The sequence below is a fragment of the Adhaeribacter swui genome (genome assembly GCF_014217805.1).
GTDB lineage: Bacteria > Bacteroidota > Bacteroidia > Cytophagales > Hymenobacteraceae > Adhaeribacter > Adhaeribacter swui.
In genome coordinates, this window is the sequence record NZ_CP055156.1 from 1,497,674 (window position 1) to 1,517,149 (window position 19,476).

The window sequence follows — 19,476 nt, forward strand, 5'->3', positions numbered from 1 at the left end:
TCTAGCATTGTTCTTATTACTTATCAAAAATAAGCTACAAAATCACTTTTTTAAATTTTTTAACATTTCATTAACATCTTTTTACAACTCGTTAACCAGGTAGCAGTTATTTGCCCGGTATGTTTGCCTAAAACAGCAAACTGCCATGCAAAAGCAACCCATTTCGGTATTCGGGAAAAGAAACTACCTGATTTTACTCGCCGGATTAATTACTTTATTTCTAGGCTTTATTATCATGGGCCTGGACGATCAGCCTTATGGTTTTGGCATTGTAGGCTTAACCATTGGACCTGGGTTAGTAATTCTGGGCCTGCTGATTCCTTTTAGGGCTATCTTCGCGGGTTTGGCCGGCAATAACCCCCAAACGGCTGATTTATTACCCCGGGTAAACCGCTGGGCAGGCTGGTTCATTTTTGCTTTAACGTTGGCCGTTTATTTACTTACCCTGGAACCAACTGCCAGTTTCTGGGATTGCGGGGAGTTTATTGCGGCGGCTTACAAATTACAGGTTCCGCATGCACCGGGAGCGCCTTTGTATTTACTGCTGGGCCGGCTTTTTTCTTTATTAGCTTTCGGCGAAGTTACCCGGGTAGCTTTTTATATAAACAGCATTTCGGCGCTGGCCAGCGCTTTTACCGTACTTTTTTTATTCTGGACCATTACCATACTGGCTAAACGCCTCTTAGTAAAACCAGCTACAGCGCCAACCAAGCTACAAGTATTTTTAATTATTAGCAGCGGCGCAGTGGGAGCCTTCAGTTTTGCTTTTTCCGATTCTTTCTGGTTTTCGGCGGTAGAAGCCGAAGTGTATGCTTTGTCGTCGTTTTTTACGGCTTTTGTAGTTTGGGCCATGCTGCAATGGCAAGGCAGTAATAACCAGATGGTGGGTTACCGTTGGCTGTTGCTCATTGCTTACATGATGGGCCTCTCCATTGGAGTACACTTACTTAACTTACTGGCTATCCCGGCTATGGCCTTTATCTACTATTACCACCAGTATACTTTTACCTGGCGAGGCGCTTTACTTACTTTTTTGCTTAGTTTAGCTTTAATCGGGATAATGATGAGCGGTATTATAACAGGCTTGCCCAGCGTAGCCGGAGCATTTGAGTTGTTTTTTGTAAATGCCGTTGGTTTGCCCTTCCGGAGCGGGTTGCTGCTTTTTGGGATCATCTTCATGGGGCTGTTAATTTTTGGCTTACGAAAATCTCACCAGAATCAAAAAACGGGTGTTCAGCTTTTTCTGTTAAGCTTTGTTTTTATTGTAGTGGGGTATTCGTCTTATTTAATTATTCCGATCCGGTCTAATTACAACCCGCTGCTCGACGAAAACAACCCGGAAGATGTACTTAGCTTTATTTCTTACCTTAAACGCGAACAATACGAACAGCGGCCTTTGCTCTACGGGCCGCAATACGCCACCGGGTTAATAGATCAAAAGCCGGGCAAACCCGAATACACCAAAGGAAAAGAAACTTACGAAATTGCTGATTACAAAATTGAACCGGTTTACGACCCGAAAGGCTTACAACTTTTACCCCGGCTTTACAGCAGCGACCCGAACCATTTAACCGAGTACCAGAAATGGGTATCCATCGACCCAAGTAAATTACCAACTTTCGGACAAAACCTGCTGTATATGCTGCGCTACCAGTTAGGGCACATGTACGGGCGTTATTTTCTCTGGAATTTTGTGGGCCGCGACAGCGACGTGCAACATGCCGGCGTAAACTGGCCCAGGAATAATAATCAGGCTTTACCTTACAACGTAGCCACCAACAAAGCCCGTAATGCCTACTTTGCTTTGCCACTATTATTGGGCTTAATGGGTTTATTTTATCAATACCGGCGCCAACAGAAAGATGCCATAGTAATTGGTTTATTGTTTGTATTTACCGGCGTAGCCATTGCGTTTTACCTCAATCAACCGCCCATTGAACCGCGGGAACGGGATTACGCGTTTGTAGGGTCGTTTTATGCTTTTGCCATCTGGATTGGCTTAGGAATACCCGCCTTGGCTTTGGGATTACAGAAAATTTTAAAAAAATGGTGGTTCCCGGTAATAACAGCTACAAGTTTTGGCTTGCTGGTAATAGCAATTATGCTGCAGCAAAACTGGGACGACCATGACCGTTCGGAAAGGTACTTTGCTACCGATATGGCGCATAACATGCTGGCTTCTTGCGCTCCTAATGCTATTTTGTTTACCAACGGCGACAACGATACCTTCCCGTTGTGGTATGCGCAGGAAGTAGAAGGTTTTCGCAGGGATGTACGCGTGATTGTATCTACTTTTTTAAATACGGATTGGTACATCAATCAAATGAAGCGTCCGGCTTACGAATCGGCCCCGCTGCCTATCTCGTTGTCGCCGGAACATTACCAATTTAGCACCAACAGCTATCTGCCTTACGTAGCGCAACCCCAGGTAGCAACGGGCATGGATGTAACCCAGTTTATCTCGCTGGTTAAGCAAAACCATCCGGTATTACAGGTACAAGCGCAAGATGGGCGGATGTTTTTATCTTTTCCGACTAAGAAATTCTTTTTACCGGTTGATAAAGCCGCGGTTTTGCGCAGCCAAAGCGTACCCGCCGACCGGCAAAATCAAATTGTTGACCAGCTAACCTGGGAGATTCCGCAAAAAGGCATGGAAAGAAAGCAGCTTATTCTCTTCGACATTCTAGCTACCAACAACTGGCAACGTCCGGTTTATTTTTCGTCCACGTTAAACCAAAACGATTTTATGTACTTTAAACCTTATTTGCAGAACGAGGGCATGGCTTACCGTTTGCTACCGGTTAAAGAATTAAAAACCGGACCGGAGCCTTACGTGGCTAAAGAAATTATGTACCAAAACCTGATGCAACAATTCCGGTGGCGAAACTTACAAAACCCCGCTATTTATTACGACGAGACCTACCTGAACACGCTTGTTACAAATTACCGGCAGCAGTTTTATGTTTTAGCCGAATCTTTTTACCAGGCCGGGAATACCCAAAAAGCCCGCGAAATTATTAATTACTGTTTAAAAGTATTACCGGATAAGTCTTTGCCTTACGATTATCAAACGGTACCCTTAGCGGAGCTGCTGGCAAAAACCGGAGACCAGCAGCAAAGCGAAGCTATCCGGAATAAGATAACTGCCCGGGCAAACCAGGCGCTGCAGTATTACCTGGCCGGCAACAATGCTTTATTTACCCGCGAAATTCAGTTAAACTTACTTACGCTGCAGCAATTAACGCTAACGGCCCAAAACCTGAACCAAACGCAAAAAGCCGCTGAGCTGGAAAATTTATTTTTAAATTTTTACAATCGGTTGTAATGCAAAAAGTTCGTTAACTTTCCCTTACTGGCTTAAAATTCTAACTACCGTGCGGCGATTGATTTGGTGCTCTAATTCGGAGCAAGTAACCCCATCTTTGCAATCGTTCAGCAACTGGGTTTCGCCGTAGCCTTTCGCAATTAACCGCTCGGGGGCAATGCCCCGCGAGATGATATAATTAACCGCTGCTTCGGCTCGTAACTGCGATAATCTTTGGTTGTAAGCTGCGGTCTGGCGACTATCGGTGTGCGAACCTAATTCAATCCGGATAGTAGGATTATCTTGTAAAATCCGGACGAGTTTATCTAATTCCGGCATAGCCTCGGGGCGAATATCAAATTTATCGAAATCGTAATAAATATTTTCGAGCACAATGGTATTATTCAGCGCATTCCGGTTTAAAACAATACTTACCGGAAATACCTCTACTTCGCCGCCACATGTGGGAGTAATTTCAGTGGAGTTAAGCAGATAACCTTGTTTACTTGCTTTAATGGTGTAGGTAGCGCCGGATTTAACCGGGAACGTGAAATTACCCTGCGCATCGGAATAGGTAGTTAATGCAGTAGTGTCGCCGGCAGCATAAAACCGGATTAAAACCTGAGTTACTGGTTTATCAGTAAAGGTTCCTTTAGTTCCCGGAATGTGTTCTACTACCTTGCCAGCCAAAGTACACCGCGTTTGAACCAGTTTAAAAGCGTAAATATCGTCGGTACCCTCGGCGCTGTTGCGGTTCGAAACTAGAAAGCCGCCTTCACTGGTTTCGTCGAAAGTTATTCCAAAATCATCGGCGGGTGAGTTTAACGGAAATTTTAAATTTTTTAAATTTTTCCAATTTGCCTTTGCTCCTTCGGCCTCAAAAATATCCAGCCCACCCATGCCCGGGTGCCCTTCAGACGCAAAGTATAATTTGCCCGTGGGGCTAACTACCGGAAAAGATTCTTTGCCGCTGGTGTTAATTACTTTACCGGCATTTACCGGCTTGCTCCACCTATTACCAGCCTGGCGCGTGCAATAATAAATATCCGTCTGGCCAAATCCTCCCGGCATATCCGAAACAAAATAAAGCGTTTCGCCATCCGGCGAAAGCGCCGGGTGCCCCACCGAATAAACTTCCGGATTATTATAAGGAAAAGGTTCCGGCTCGCTCCAACCTTGATTAGTTTTCCGGGAAACAAAAATTTCTAAGCGGTTTATATACGTATCTTCATTGGCTTCAAACTTTACCCAGCTAAACGGGTCGGTGTTGGTTTTTACGGCGCCCCCTTTTTGCTGATCAATGCGGGTGAAATACATGGTTTGGCTATCCGGCGAAAACGTAGCCGAACCATTGTGGTATTTGTTATTAATATTTTTATCGAAAGGCACTGGCGCTTCGTACTGCCCGTCGTTTTTTTTAATGGACAGGTAAAGCTTCGGAAACGGTTTGCCCGTCCAGCCGGAAGTATTTTTCTTTTTACTGGTACCAAACGGCCGGTCGGAAGTAAATACCAGATTGTTTTGAAAAATAACTGGGCTAAAATCGGCATTGGTAGAGTTAATGCCTTTGGGCTTTTGCAGCTCATAGGGTTGCGGTTGCGCCAGCCATAGCTGGGCACTGTCGCAGATAGCGGCCAATTGGTTGGCAAGCCCAGCCTGATCCGGCACGCGCTGCCCGTATTGGAGGTATTGCTGCTTAGCTTTTTCGTAATGGCTGTTTTTCCGGGCGGCATCGGCGGCGTATTTTAAAGCTTCCGGGGCAGCATCCGGAAATTGCAGCACCCGGTTATACCAGATCTCGGTTTCTTTGGCCTGATTTAATTGGCGGTAACATTCGGCAATTTGCCGGGTTAGGTATAAAGTTGGTTTTTGATTTTTTAATAATTGCTGGTAGGCGGGCAAAGCCAAGGCGTACTGAAAACGCTTAAATAAAGCATCGGCTTCTTTCAAAGTTATTTTTTGCGCTATCACGGGTTTGCTGGCCAAAGCCAGCAGGATAAGAGCAAAAACAATAAATTTGAACTTAAACTTCATAAAGTTTAGCAGCCCCGGAAGCTGGTTTTTTTTAAAAATAACGAATACTTAACGTCCGGCTTTCTTCTTTCCGAAAAAAGTAAAAGCCTAAAGATAGTTCATGCCCGGCATATTCCCGCAGGCTGGTTAAGGTAAAATCGTGAGCGTAACCTACCTTTACTTTTTCGCTCAGGTAAATTTCGGTGGCCAACGCCCAGGCATTCGATACATCTAAATCCTGATCATTGTTTTTAAAAGTTTTCGTGCCGGTCCGGTAAGAGCCACCCAACCAAACCCGGTCACCGATCAGCATAAAAGCGTTTACATCAATATTCGTGGGACTTTTAAAATCTTCTTTAATTAAAAAACTAGGCTTAAAGGTGAGCCAATCGTTTAACGGAATAATATACCCCGATGTCAGATAAAAATGGCGGGCCGGGGTTGCCACAAACTTATTTTTAAAATTTATTAAATTAGAAGCCGACAGGCCCACGTACAAACGTTCGGTATTAAAAAACAACCCTGCTTTTGTATCAGGTAATAAGGTGCTTATTTTGGTAGTAGGTATGGTTGGGTCGTAGGTTGGGTTGTTGGTATTTAACAAAGTACCATCGGTGTAGTACTGCGAAATGCCTGCTGCAATTCCTAGGGCAAGCCGGGCATTTTCGGCTACATTTATCCGGAAAGCGGTATTGGTTAGTACACTTTTTTGTCCTTGGGCACCAATCCGATCGTTAATTATCAGCAAGCCCAAACCTATTTTCTGTTTCGCTATGGCACCATCTACACTAATGGTTTGCGTAGTAGGAGCCCCTTCTAAACCTACCCATTGCGTGCGGTAAATCCCGTTTACGTTAATAATACCTTTACTACCGGCATAGGCCGGGTTAATGCCTAAACCATTGAATATATATTGCGTGTACTGCGCATTTTGCTGCGCCCAGCCATTCAGGCTCAGCAACGCACCCATTATTACCAGTAAAACTTTTTGCATATATCCGGTATTTTGCACTAACCGCATGATAGCTGTTAGGTAATTTTTTAAATTTTTAAAATTTAGAGGTAACTGTTGCCCTTTATTTTACCGCATTATCATAACATAGCCCTTCTGGGTTCTGTACGTTCCGTCGCAAACTTTTACCCGTAATACGTAGTAATAAGTGCCATCGGTCAGGTTGTTGCCCGTCCAGTTGTTTTTATACGACTTAGCTTTGTACACTTCACTTCCCCAACGGTTTATCAGCACCACTTCGTTATCCGGATAATTCTGAATATTTGTAATCGTCCAGGTATCGTTCACGCCATCGCCGTTTGGCGAAAACACATTGGCTACCTGCAGGTTGCCAGAACCAATACTCGGATCTACGGTTAACGAAGTGGCGGCGCTGCTGCAACTGCCCGTTTGCGTAGTTACCCGGATTATTCCTTCTCTACTGTTTTCCGGAGCAGCCACCCGAATTAAGGTTGATCCTTGTCCATCAATTATCCGCCATCCTTTTGGTACCAACCAGTTGTAACTCGCTGCGCCCGGTACGGCATCTACGGTGTAAACCAGGCCAATACAAGCGGAGCTTTCGTCTTTTATTTGCAAAGGAGCTACCGGCGCCGGATTAAGTGTTACAGATAAAGTTGCCGGATTGCTGGTAATACAAGAATTAAAGGCAACCACGGATATTTCACCGGATTGGGAACCCGCAGTTACGATAATTTTATTAGTGTTCTCGCCGGAAGTAATTTTCCAGGTAGGCGGCAAACTCCATTTGTATCCGGTAGCGCCTCCCACCGGTGCAATGGAATAAGTTAGTTCTGTTTGGTTCGAACAAGTATTGCCTGGTCCGGTGATAGCGCCAATATTAATCTCGGCAGCACTGCCGGGAACTGCATCTACAGTAGAAACATCGCTGATACCACAGCCACTAATGGCACGCACCGAAATAGTAGCCGGTTGCGATCCGGCTGTTACCTGAATTTGAGTAGTACCTTGACCCGAAGTAATAACCCAACCCGCTGATGGTGTTAATTCCCAGCAGTAAGCTGTCGCCCCGGGTACTGGTTCAATCGAATACGTTATACCGGTTTGATTACTGCAAATCAACGAATTACTATCGCCGCCAATAGGTCCTGGCGTAGTAATGGCATCTACCGACGATACTACGGCTAAAGTACCCGTAATACTAGCGGAACAAGCCGCAGTAGCTATTACTTGTACTGTACCCAGCGTTTCTCCGACTGTTACCCGAATGGCGGGAGTTCCCTGCCCTCCTTCGATTACCCAATCCGGGGGTACTTGCCAGGTATAGGTTACAGCACCCGGTATAGCGGCAATCTGGTATACTTGCTCGGTACTGCCAGCGCATTGTTCTTTAGTACCTATAATCTGAATTGGCCCGGTTGGTAACACCGATACATTTACAGCGAAGGTACTTGCCGGCCCGGGCCCACAATCCCCAATAGCTTTTACACGAACAGCCCCGTTTTGAACTCCGGCCCGTACAGTAATGGAAGTAGTACCCTGCCCCGAAACAATCTGCCAACCAGTTGCTTCCGGAACTTCCCATAGATAACCGGAAGCGCCATTTACCTCGGCAATAGTATACGTTAAATTGGTTTCGCTGCCACAAACCTGGTTTTTACCGGTAATAGCGCCAGGCGTTAACGCTACTTCTTCCGAAACACTTACCGGTAAACTGCTGGGGCTAGCAGCTACTCCACAGCCATTTTTTGCTAATACTGAAATAATACCGGCATTATTAGCGGCCAATACTTTAATACTCGGAGTGCCTTGCCCCGAAGTAATAGACCAGCCCGGAGGTACGGACCAGGTATAGTTGGATACATCTGCATTAGGAGTTACTTGATACGTAATCTCGGATTGGCTGCGGCATACGATGCTGCTACCGGTAATCGGCCCTAAAGTGGCGGGTTCGGTGGTGCTGGTTTTCACCGCTAAAGTAGTAGCATCACTCTCAAAACAAGCATTTTTGGCTCTTACCGAAATAGTGCCGGCAGCATCGGTAGCCGCAACGGTAATTTCTGAAGTTCCTGCCCCAGCCGTAATCGTCCAGCCGGTGGGCAAGCTCCATACATAGCTGGTGGCTCCTGGCATATTCGGTACTTTATACTTATTACCTACGCTGCCGCTGCAAGCAATAGTTTCGCCCGAAATGGCCACCGGAGCAGTTGGTTTATCATTAACCGCAACTGCCAGAGGGGTACTACTTTTTCCGGGTCCGCAATTGTTATAAGCTACCACATACACCGATCCGCCGGTACTGCCGGCAGTAACAGTAATGCTGTTAGTAGTTTGTCCGGAAGTAATGGCCCAGCCTTCGGGTACAGTCCAAGCGTACAAGGAAACCCCAGGTATAGCCGGAACAGTAAAAGTTACATTTGGCTCATTGATACAAACCGAAGTTTTACTCGCCACAATAGCTCCGGGAGTTGGTGGCTTGGCAGTAGAAGGAACAATGGCTTTTTGACTGGCCACGGCACTTTCGCCGCAAATATTTTTAGATCGCACGGTAATGAAGCCTTCGGTAGCACCCGCTTTCACTAAAATCTGGGTTGTTCCCTGGCCCGAAACAATGGCCCAGCCACTGCCGGTTGGTATTGTCCAGGTATAAGAAGTTGCCCCTGGCACCGGCTTAATAGAATACCGCAGATTGGTATTGCCCGCGCAAACATTGGCATTGCCCGTAATAGTACCTGGCACTGGTGGTGGCGATTTAACGGGAGTTGCCGTTAATGTTTGCGCGGTACTGGCGCCGCAGTTGCTTAATGCCGAAACCGAAATAATGGCGGGTTCGCTGCCGGCAGTTACAGTAATTGTTCTCTGATCGGGGCTGGTAGCCGTTATTCGCCAGCCGGCCGCCGGTTTACCGTCAGCTCCGGTAATTTTCCAGGCATAGCCACTGGCGCCGCTTACTTCGGCTACCGAGTACACCAGCCCAGTTGTGCCGGTGCAAAATACAGCCGTAGCTGCCTGAATGCTTGCCGGGGTACTTATTGGTACCGGGGGCGTAATTACTACCGATTGCTTCTGGTTAGCGCCACAATCATTTTTTAAAATTACACTTAAGGTTCCTCCTCCCGGCTTTATTATCACCGAAACAGAATCAGCGGTTGTGCTTCCAACCAATTCTAAATTACCTGATGCCTGCCAGGTAAAAGATGTTGCCCCTAATGCCTGAACCCGGTAAACAACAGTAGCGTTAACGCACGGAGTAACGGAACCCGAAGAAATAGATACAGCCGTAATAGTATTAACTGCCGTTACCGAAATGGCTACTGCTTCGGATGTGCCGCAATTATTAGCTGCAGCTACAGTTATAGTACCCGTAGTATTAGCCGCCGAAACAGGCGCCGTTACGCTAATTTGGTTTGTTCCTTGCCCGGTTAAAGACCAACCGGATGGTACTGTCCAGATGTAGCGGGTACCCGGTTGGTTAGTTACCGTAAACACTCCGCTTGGAGAGCCCACGCACACGGCAGTAGGCCCGGTTATAGCAGTAGGTTTGGTTGGATTGGTCACGGAAGGAGTAACACGAATAAAACTGGCAGGACTTGGCCCGCAAATATTGATTGCTTTTACCCAAATAAACACTTCTTTTTGGCCGGCTTTTACTCTAATTTGTGTGGTATTTTGCCCCGAAACTATTTGCCAGCCACCTTTATCTGTTGAATCGGCGGGCGTTCCGATCACCCACTCGTAGCCGGTTACATTTGGCACCTCGTCTATTCGATAAGTAAAATAAGTATCGCTCGTCCGGATACAGGGGTTTAACCCGTCTGGGTCGGTAGTAGTAATAGGGCCGGGAGGCGCTGTAATTAGATTAGAAGCGGTAACCTCCAGAACGGCAGGATCGCTATCGCCGCAGCCATTGTTTACCGTAACAGAAACAATGCCTTCGGCGGCTACTGGTTCCCCCGACGTACTCTCAGGCACTTCTACGGTAATGGTATTACTCGGCGGTTCTCCGTTAACGTTCGGAATTATTCTCCAGCCACTTGGCACAACCCAAGTGTATGATTGCACTCCCGAAATTGCAGCTACACTAAACACGTTGGTATTGCTTCCGAAACAAACCGCCGTTGGACCAGTAAGTGTTCCCGGATCCGGAATTTTAGCGCAAATAGCCGGTACTATACTGGCCGAGTTATTATCGAAATTATCGTCGGTAACAGTACCCAGAATAGTAGCCGTATTGCCTATCCCACCCGAGTTTTTAATTTTAACTTTTATGGTAAGAGTAACTGTTTCCCCATTCCGGAACTCGGCACCGATCCATTGAAAAACGCGGGAATCTCTATTGTACGAAAACGTATTTACCTGTTTACCCGGAATAGAACTTTGGGCAGTAGCTCCCAGGTACTCCAAATCGATATCTAACTGGTCTACAATTTTAACATTATAGTCGTTAATGGGGCCGTAATTGCGGGCAACAATCGTAAAAGTAACTTCTTCGCCTACAGAGTACGGGTTTACGCCATTAGCCCCTAAACTTTTGGTTTTAGTAATTCCCAGATCGGTAGAGGTAGTAACCGGATTATTTTTATTTAATACTACTTTATTACTCAACGATAACAAACGTCCTCCGTTTATTACGGCTTCTTTACCCAATCGAATAGAATTTTTTGCCAGAATGCTACCAGCCATATTGGCGCGAGCACCAATATTTACAGTATCGGTTACCTGCCAGAAAATATTCATTCGCCGGGCGTTATTTAACAAACGGATGGTAGTATTGGCCGCCGTAATTAAACCTCCTTTTACCTGAAAAATAAAAATAGCATTAGGATCGTTGGCCGCATCCAGGCTAATGGTGCCGCTTAGTGTGGTAGTATTATCAAAAGTATAAATTCCCGGCCCTAAAATCTGGCCATTAATAGAAGTACCGGTTAAGTTTTTGCCCGGAGTAGTTGTTAAACCGTTAATAGAATTATAAGCTGCTTCTAAATCGGCTTGGGCTTTTTGCGCCGCAGCATCTCCCAGGTAAGTAGTTCCATTAATCATACCGGCTGTAAATCCTTGCAGCACGTTACCTGGCCAAACCCCTAAATTGCCACTTACTCTGGTAACATCTTTGTTATAAATACCGGTAGCCGCCAAAATAGTAAAATCGGCAGCAGTACCTAAAGATGGCCTTACTTGACTAAACCCACCAATTGAAAAACCAACAAACGCAACAACCAGAAGTATAATTTTTTTCATTTAACCCACTACGCAGTATAATTTAATCCGCATCAGTTAAAAATTTAGAAGCAATAATAAATGCAATTTACATCTAAGCAAATTTATTTAAATAGTTTATTTATTACTAACAAGTTCTTAATAAAAAAACTGGCTATTAATACAATATAGGCATTAAACTCTAAAACCAGACCATTATACCATTTATAAATCTTAATATCCGAATTATCAATCTCACCTGCATAATACAACCAGTAAAAACTTAAGCCAGCTAAAGCTAAAAGATAGACATAATATAATTATTTAAATATTAAACTAAACAATCCCATTAATTTATAACAATATCCCGATTAGTAGTACGTATTAAATGCTAAAAAAATTTTAGCACGTGCATAATAGTTTGCAGAAAGGCAGAAATTTTAAAATTTGAAGTTGTTTAGCATTCTAAAATTGAACAATTAAAGCTACCAGCTAGAGGCAAATAGTATTTTGTGGAACTATCCCGTTTTGGTAGTGCAGACACCCCCAAAGGCGAATATTACCTCTATTTCTATAAAGGCTATACAGCTTCATTTTGTTATTGATTTACACCTCAACTCCAGTAAGAACTTTTTTAAAAAATTACAGATTTACAATCCGTCAATATATAGACAGAAGTAAGTAGTTAAGTAAAAGATGTTTATCCAGCAAATTTGCAGCCGGGCGGCAAAAACTAAGAAAGCTCAAACAGGCCGCTCTTTGTTACATTTTGCGGCAATCTTAAAAAATAACCTTATAAAGTGATATGTAAGTCTGCGGCGGTTTGCTCAATTACTTGGCGGGCATACTCTTTCTTATATTCCAGGGGCTTACCTTCGGCATACTCGTTAATCATGGCAGCGGGCAAAATCATATTTACTACATTATCTCCTACTGCTTGTGCAATATGACTTTGCACAACCTGGATTTTCTGCCGCCGCACCACTGATTCGTCGTTGCTTATTAGTGGCTCCGGCCGGCGGGGCCGGAAAGGTCGCTGATGGGTTAATTGCAGGTCTTCGGCTTCTTGTTCGGCAGCATCTAATACCTGCCGGTACTCCCGGAAGGTTTGATTCTCTTTTAACTGCCCCATTAAGCCTTTAGTAGCCTGCCAACTTCTAAAATCCGAAACTGGCTGCAGAGCCAATGCCACCAGCGTTTCGTTGGCAATTACCATGGCCGGGGGGCGGTTCGTTTTCTGAGCCAGTTGGTTACGGAAAAGGAAAAGTTGCTTTAATAAGTGTTGCTGGAAGTACGTTAGCCGCTCCGAACCTTTTAATTTTAAATGCCGGTCAGACTGTTCTTTTATTTCTAAATCTTCTAATAGCCGGCATTCTTCGGCGAGCCATTCCTGGCGCTCTAAGTTTAAAAGTTCTTGCCAAAGCACGTCTTTTAACTCGTGCAAATGCAACACATCTGTAGCGGCATAAGCCAGTTGGGCATCAGATAAGGGGCGGGTATTCCAGTTACTTACCTGGTTGGTTTTATCTACTTCAATGTTAAAAAGGACTTGCAGAATATTAGCGTAAGAGGTACGCTGGTAATTTAACAAGCGAGCCGCAATTTCGGTATCAAAAACACCCCGCGGGCGACAACCTAATTTTTTTAAAAGAAGAATATCATTCGTAGACGAATGAATAATTTTAATTATAGCCGGATTATCAATTAACTCCCAAAGTGGTTCCAGGTTTTTAATCGTAAACGGATCTATCAGGAAGCATTGCTGACGGGTAGCCACCTGCACTAAACATAAATTTAACCCGTAAGTGTACCGGTTATCGTCAAATTCTAAATCCAATGCCAGTTCCGGTGCGTTGGCTAATTGCGGAATAGCCGCCAGAAAATCAACCTCGGATGAAATATAAGAATAAAAACGACCGGTAAGCCGCAACCCTTGACCCATACTTACGTGTTTAGCGCAACAAGCAGCAATTTACAATTATAATGTTTAAAGCAAATACTTTAGCTGCTTTTTACAATACCTCTTTTAAAACTTCCCAGGTGTTTTTCGCCAATATTTCCTGACCTTTAGCCGTTGGATGCACGCCGTCGCCTTGGTTTAAACTACGTTCTCCGGCTACTCCTTCGAGCAAAAACGGAATAAAAGCTATGTTATTTTTTTCGGCTAGTTGCCTAAATACTACCCGGAACTGCGCGGCGTAAGCACCGCCCATACTGGGTGGAATCTCCATGCCCGCGAGCACAATTTTAACCTCCGGGTACTTGGCTTTAACTTTATCAATAATGGCCTGCAAATTATCTTTCGTAGATTGAGGCGGAATACCCCGTAAACCATCGTTAGCACCCAATTCCAGCACAAATACGTCTACAGGTTGTTTTAAAAGCCAATCAATCCGGCTCTTACCACCCGCCGAGGTTTCGCCGCTTAAGCCCGCATTTATTACCTTATAAGGCAGGTTTAATGAATCTATTTTTTTTTGAATCAAGGCCGGGAAAGCTTCGGAAGGCTGCAAGCCGTAACCAGCTGTTAAACTATTACCAAAAAATAAAATACTTTTCATAACTACAGGTTTCTTCTTTTCAGCAGGTACCGACTGCCCGGCCACAGCACTTTTTTCTTCGGAGTTGCCGTTATTACAGCCAGAAGCCAGTAGTACGAAAAAAGACGCAAAAAGAAGGTTTAAATAAGTACGCACAGGTATTAATTTTTAAATTTTTATTAAAATACAAAAACATGTAGAACAACCTGTTGGTTTTCTAGCTGCAAGTTTAAAGTTTAAACTTTGTTTTAGTACGCGCAAAATATTTTACCGGTTAGCTTTATTTCCGAGATACGCGTAAGTACCAATTTTAATTAATTCCGGAAATCTATATGCAAACAGATTTCTAAAACGTTTGAAGATATAATTACCTAACCAGAAATTCAGCACTGTGGCAATACTACGCGTGGAGCAGCTCGGTAAATCGTACCGGAGCGGCGGCAAAGAGCTTCCTGTTTTACAAAATATTTCTTTTTCCCTGAACGCCGGCGATACCTTTGCTATTGTAGGCCCATCCGGAAGCGGCAAAACGACTTTACTTGGTTTATGCGCCGGTTTAGATGCCGCCACTACCGGTTCCGTGGAATTAAACGGCATCCGATTAGAACAGCTCTCGGAAGATGAACGGGCCCAGGTCCGGAACCAACACGTAGGTTTTATTTTTCAGAATTTTCAATTAATACCCACGCTTACGGCCTTAGAAAATGTAATGGTGCCGTTGGAATTACGCGGCGAAAAAAATGTTGGAAAAAGAGCTTTGGAGTTACTCGAACGGGTAGGTTTGCACAACCGCCATCATCATTACCCTACGCAACTTTCTGGTGGCGAGCAACAGCGGGTAGCTTTAGCCCGTGCTTTTTCTAACCAGCCCAAAATTTTATTTGCCGATGAGCCTACCGGAAACCTGGATGCCGAAACCAGCGAAAAAGTAGTAAATCTGCTTTTTGAACTAAACCGCGAGCAAGGCACAACCTTGGTTTTAGTTACCCACGACATGGAACTGGCCGGCAAAACGCAACGACTCATCCGGGTAAAAGGCGGTCAAGTTATTTCGGATTCGGTAATGGCTTAAAATGGTAGCAAGTAGTAAGTATCAGGAATCAGGACAGGGTTTAATCACTCGTTCTTTAATAAAACAGGTGCAACCTAATAGTAAAAGACTTCCGCTTAATTTCCTCTATTTTAGTATTAAGGCAAGTCCTGCTTACTTGTGTCTTGATACTTATGTCTAAAAAGAAATGGATAGAATATTAATTAAACCAACATTACAACCAGCCTGGCTTTTAAAAATGGCTTGGCGCGATAGCCGCCGAAATCGTTCGCGCTTGCTGCTGTTTGTTTCTTCCATCATCTTAGGAATTGCGGCTTTGGTTGCCATTCAATCTTTTAGCGATAACCTACGCGACGACATTGATGACCAGGCTAAAACTTTACTGGGGGCAGATTTAGGCATTTACACAAACAAGGCCGTCGAGAAACCCATGCAGAAGCTCCTGCGCGATTTAGGAGGCAAACAAGCTCAGGAAAATTATTTTGCTTCCATGATTTTGTTTCCAAAAAATGGCGGTAGCCGATTGGTACAAATCCGGGCTCTTCAGGGTAATTATCCCTTTTATGGCGCTATTGAAACTACCCCAGCTACCGCCAGTCGTACTTTCCGGAATGGCCAGAACGCTTTGGTAGATAAAACGGTGCTATTGCAATTCAATGCCCGGCCCGGCGACTCTGTAAAAATCGGTAATCTTACTTTTAAGATTGTTGGGGAATTAAACAAAATACCCGGCCAGGCGGGTATTACTACTACCATGGCTCCGGCCGTTTACATCCCGATGGAATATTTAGACCAAACGGGTTTAATGCAAAAAGGCAGCCGGATTAACTATCGGTTTTACTACCAGTTTCCGCCTGGCACCAACGTAGAAAAACTGGTAAAACAAATAGAGCCAAAGCTCGAAAAAGATGGGCTTAATTACGAAACGGTAAAATCTAAAAAAGAGAATACCGGAAAAGCATTTGGCGATTTAACGCGATTTTTAACTTTAGTTGGCTTTATTGCCTTATTGTTGGGCTGCGTGGGAGTAGCTAGCGCGGTACATATTTACATTAAAGAAAAAATTCAGACTATTGCTATTCTCCGTTGCTTGGGCACGCAAAGCAAACAAGCTTTTTTTATTTATTTAATTCAAATCCTAGTAATGGGGTTTATAGGCTCGGTAATTGGGGCAGGCTTAGGCACTTTAGTACAACGGGTTTTGCCCGTAATTTTAGCCGACTTTTTACCGGTAGCCATTACAGTAAGTGTTTCCTGGAAAGCGGTATTGCTGGGCATTAGTACCGGCATTTTTATTTCTTTTTTGTTCGCCTTGCTGCCCTTAGTTTCCATCAGAAATATATCGCCGCTTAATACGCTACGCGCTTCCTTCGAAACCGAAAATCTACGGCCGGATTCCTGGCGCTGGGGAGTGTATGGCTTAATTATTCTATTTGTATTGGGCTTTGCCGCCTTGCAGATGGATACTTTGTTACAAGCTGTCTATTTTACCGGCGCTCTAATTTTGGCATTTCTGGTGTTAGCGGGTATGGCTACTTTACTGGTGTGGCTGGTCCGGAAATTCTTTCCGGTATCCTGGAGTTATTTATGGCGGCAAAGTATCGCCAACCTGTACCGGCCCAATAACCAAACCCTTATTTTAATTGTGGCCATTGGCTTGGGTACCGGTTTAATTGCTACTCTGTTTTTTATTCAGAGTTTACTTATTGGGCGGGTAACTTTATCGGCGAGCGGCAACCAACCCAATATGGTATTATTTGATATCCAAACCGCGCAGAAAGAACAAGTGGCGTCCTTAGCGCAGCAGTATAAATTGCCCTTAATGCAGCAAGTGCCCATTGTTACCATGCGCCTCGAAAAAATAAATAACTTAACTGATGCCGAATACCGAAAAGACAGCACACTCGGAGTACCGGACTGGGCCTTTACCCGCGAATACCGGGTTACTTACCGCGATAGCCTGATTAGCTCAGAAAAAATTACCCAAGGGAAATGGCACGGTACCGCCACCGGTTTAGATGATACAATTTACGTATCGCTAGATGAGAGTTTTGCCGAAAGAATGAAAGTAAAATTAGGCGATACGTTATTATTTAATGTGCAGGGAGCTCCGGTTCAAACTATAGTGGGAAGCTTCCGGAAGGTAGATTGGAACCGCATTCAAAGCAATTTTCTGGTACTTTTCCCAAAAGGTATTCTGGAAGAAGCACCCCAGTTTCACGTAATTGCCACCCAAGTAAGTTCTAATAAAAATTCTGCTGATTTTCAGCGAGCTTTAGTTACCCGGTTCCCGAACGTTTCGGTTATTGATTTAGCGCTTATTTTAACAACCCTGGACGAGATTTTAAGTAAAATTGCGTTTGTTATCCGGTTTATGGCTGGGTTTAGCATTGCCACTGGTATTTTAGTGCTTATTGGCTCCGTGTTAATCAGCAAATTTCAACGGGTGCAAGAAAGCGTACTCCTCCGAACCTTAGGGGCCAGCCGCCGGCAAATACTTATTATTACTGCTCTGGAGTACTTTTTTTTAGGTGCTTTAGCAGCAGCAACCGGTTTAATTCTGGCTTTAGGAGGCAGTTGGGCTCTTGCTCATTTTTCGTTCGAAATTGCTTTTACCCCCAACTGGACGCCTATTGTTGTGTTATTTTTACTGGTTACCTTATTAACCGTGGTAATTGGTTTATTTAACAGCCGGAGCATACTAAATCGTCCCCCTTTAGAGGTTTTACGGAGCGAAATAGCTTAATTTTTAAATTAATTCCAGACCGGATTTTTTATAACCAACGTCGTTATCTCGGTAAATAATTCTTCCGGATCAATAGGTTTAGAAATAAAAGTATTTGCTCCCAATAACAACGAATTAATATGCTCGAGCCGGTCGCTGGGGCTTGTAACCACAATTATTGGAATATTACTTTTTGCGCCCATATTTTCCCGGATGTATTTGGTGGCAGTATATCCATCCATTTCGGGCATGTGCACATCCATTAAAATAAGATCATAATGTTGGTTAGCGAGTTTCTCTACTGCTGCTTTGCCAGTCTCCACTATATCTAAAGCAAAGCCAAAATCCTCTAACACCTTCTTGATCATCAATTGGTTAAGCTTATTATCTTCAGCTAAAAGAATTTGTAATTCTCCCATCAGTACTAATTTTTTCTATCTTATATTGTAATTGATTGTAAAGATAAATAATTAATTAATCGCTGATTTTGAATTAAATAAATATAAAGACTCTTAAAAATTGCATCCAATTATTATCTAGTAAATATCCAAAAAATTCAAAAATAAGCCCTTCTACGAACGCCCACTGGTTTCTAGTGCCTTTTTACTTTGGCAACGTTACCGGCAATATTTGATTTAGAATACCTTGCAACTAATTAAACAACCTCTTACTTTAGGTAACTTACAAGCGTTTAAAAAGCCTTTAATCCAGTAATTTTATACCATGAAGTATACCCGTAATGATTTCCTGAAAACGGCCGGCATTGGTTTTGCCGCTAGTTTAACTCCTTTTAATATAACAAATTTGGCGGCTCAAACGCCGGCTACGTCTAAACCTGAACGCCTGAAACTAGGCCTGGCATCTTACACTTTACATAAGTTTAACTTAGACGAAACCATTAGCATTTTACAACGCCTGGAGTTAAAGCAAGTATCGCTGAAGGATATGCATTTGCCCATGATGGCAAGCCCCGCCGAGTTACAGGCCATGACCGATAAAGTACGGAAAGCGGGCATTAATTTATATGGTGTTGGGGTAATTTACATGAAATCAGAGCAGGAGGTAGACCGGGCTTTTGCTTACGCCAAAAACGCCGGCGTAAGTATGATTGTGGGCGTACCCAATCATGAACTGTTGCCCTACACCGAAAAAAAGGTAAAAGAATATAATATGCGCTTAGCCATCCATAACCATGGCCCCGGCGATAAAGTATACCCCAGCCCCGAAACAGTTTATGAAAAAATTAAAAATTTAGATAAACGCATTGGCCTGTGCATTGATATTGGTCACACGCAACGGATTGGTTTAGACCCGGTAAAAGATACCTTGCGCTTTGCCGATCGCCTTTATGATGTGCATATTAAAGATGTAACCGGTAATACCGAAAAAGATACTCCCACCGAAATTGGTCGCGGCGTAATTGATATTCCTGGTTTTTTGAAGGCTTTGTTAAAAATTAAATATACCGGCAGTGTTTCCATGGAATACGAGAAAAATGCCACCGATCCGGTACCTGGTTTAGCCGAATCAGTAGGTTATACCCGGGGCGTTATGCGCTTAATCTAAATTTTTAAAATTTTAAATTATTACGAGTATCCGCCAGCTTAAGCTGGTGGATATGCAAGTCCGGTAAGTTTTATACATTATTCCTGCTTCGGACAACTTCAGTATTTT

At 43.9% G+C, this 19,476-nt stretch carries 10 protein-coding genes; 4 read left to right on the top strand and 6 right to left on the bottom strand.

Annotated elements, in window-relative coordinates; all coding sequences use genetic code 11:
• Nucleotides 1-145 precede the first annotated feature (145 nt).
• On the top strand, nt 146-3,325 hold the full coding sequence (locus HUW51_RS07025; protein WP_228466953.1) for a protein O-mannosyl-transferase family: 3,180 nt from the start codon (nt 146-148) through the stop codon (nt 3,323-3,325).
• Between the two features lie 24 nt (nt 3,326-3,349).
• Here HUW51_RS07025 and HUW51_RS07030 read toward each other — a convergent pair whose 3' ends face one another.
• The 5 genes from HUW51_RS07030 to HUW51_RS07050 form a co-directional block, all read right to left on the bottom strand.
• Nucleotides 3,350-5,338: an OmpA family protein gene (locus tag HUW51_RS07030; protein WP_228466954.1), complete on the bottom strand. Its 1,989-nt coding sequence runs from the start codon at nt 5,336-5,338 to the stop codon at nt 3,350-3,352.
• 31 nt (nt 5,339-5,369) lie between these two features.
• Nucleotides 5,370-6,338 (bottom strand): PorP/SprF family type IX secretion system membrane protein, encoded by a 969-nt coding sequence (locus tag HUW51_RS07035; RefSeq protein WP_228466955.1) that lies wholly within the window; start codon nt 6,336-6,338, stop codon nt 5,370-5,372.
• A 60-nt stretch (nt 6,339-6,398) separates the two neighbouring features.
• On the bottom strand, nt 6,399-11,528 hold the full coding sequence (locus HUW51_RS07040; protein WP_185273271.1) for an ice-binding family protein: 5,130 nt from the start codon (nt 11,526-11,528) through the stop codon (nt 6,399-6,401).
• A gap of 751 nt (nt 11,529-12,279) precedes the next feature.
• Complete coding sequence (locus tag HUW51_RS07045; RefSeq protein WP_185273272.1) at nt 12,280-13,428, bottom strand: ribonuclease D; 1,149 nt, start codon at nt 13,426-13,428, stop codon at nt 12,280-12,282.
• Nucleotides 13,429-13,498: 70 nt separating this feature from the next.
• Nucleotides 13,499-14,182, bottom strand: a complete 684-nt coding sequence (locus tag HUW51_RS07050; protein ID WP_228466956.1) for an arylesterase — start codon at nt 14,180-14,182, stop codon at nt 13,499-13,501.
• Between the two features lie 235 nt (nt 14,183-14,417).
• On the opposite strand from HUW51_RS07050, the gene HUW51_RS07055 reads away from it, so the two are divergent.
• Complete coding sequence (locus HUW51_RS07055) at nt 14,418-15,098, top strand: ABC transporter ATP-binding protein (protein WP_185273273.1); 681 nt, start codon at nt 14,418-14,420, stop codon at nt 15,096-15,098.
• Between the two features lie 166 nt (nt 15,099-15,264).
• On the top strand, nt 15,265-17,823 hold the full coding sequence (locus HUW51_RS07060; RefSeq protein WP_228466957.1) for an ABC transporter permease: 2,559 nt from the start codon (nt 15,265-15,267) through the stop codon (nt 17,821-17,823).
• A gap of 8 nt (nt 17,824-17,831) precedes the next feature.
• Here the strand turns inward: HUW51_RS07060 and HUW51_RS07065 are convergent, their stop codons facing one another.
• Nucleotides 17,832-18,221: a response regulator gene (locus HUW51_RS07065; RefSeq protein ID WP_228466958.1), complete on the bottom strand. Its 390-nt coding sequence runs from the start codon at nt 18,219-18,221 to the stop codon at nt 17,832-17,834.
• Between the two features lie 304 nt (nt 18,222-18,525).
• Here HUW51_RS07065 and HUW51_RS07070 point away from each other — a divergent pair, with 304 nt between their 5' ends.
• Nucleotides 18,526-19,368 carry a sugar phosphate isomerase/epimerase family protein gene (locus tag HUW51_RS07070; protein WP_185273275.1) on the top strand — a complete coding sequence of 281 codons (843 nt, stop codon included), beginning with the start codon at nt 18,526-18,528 and terminating at the stop codon, nt 19,366-19,368.
• Nucleotides 19,369-19,476: the final 108 nt, after the last annotated feature.

What these genes read in the sequence shown, in the direction of transcription:
- HUW51_RS07060 (WP_228466957.1), top strand. Translation starts at nt 15,265, where the DNA reads ATGGATAGAATATTAATTAAACCAACATTACAACCAGCCTGGCTTTTA.
- HUW51_RS07030 (WP_228466954.1), bottom strand. Translation starts at nt 5,338, where the DNA reads ATGAAGTTTAAGTTCAAATTTATTGTTTTTGCTCTTATCCTGCTGGCT.
- HUW51_RS07045 (WP_185273272.1), bottom strand. Translation starts at nt 13,428, where the DNA reads ATGGGTCAAGGGTTGCGGCTTACCGGTCGTTTTTATTCTTATATTTCA.
- HUW51_RS07070 (WP_185273275.1), top strand. Translation starts at nt 18,526, where the DNA reads ATGAAGTATACCCGTAATGATTTCCTGAAAACGGCCGGCATTGGTTTT.
- HUW51_RS07025 (WP_228466953.1), top strand. Translation starts at nt 146, where the DNA reads ATGCAAAAGCAACCCATTTCGGTATTCGGGAAAAGAAACTACCTGATT.
- HUW51_RS07035 (WP_228466955.1), bottom strand. Translation starts at nt 6,338, where the DNA reads ATGCGGTTAGTGCAAAATACCGGATATATGCAAAAAGTTTTACTGGTA.
- HUW51_RS07065 (WP_228466958.1), bottom strand. Translation starts at nt 18,221, where the DNA reads ATGGGAGAATTACAAATTCTTTTAGCTGAAGATAATAAGCTTAACCAA.
- HUW51_RS07040 (WP_185273271.1), bottom strand. Translation starts at nt 11,528, where the DNA reads ATGAAAAAAATTATACTTCTGGTTGTTGCGTTTGTTGGTTTTTCAATT.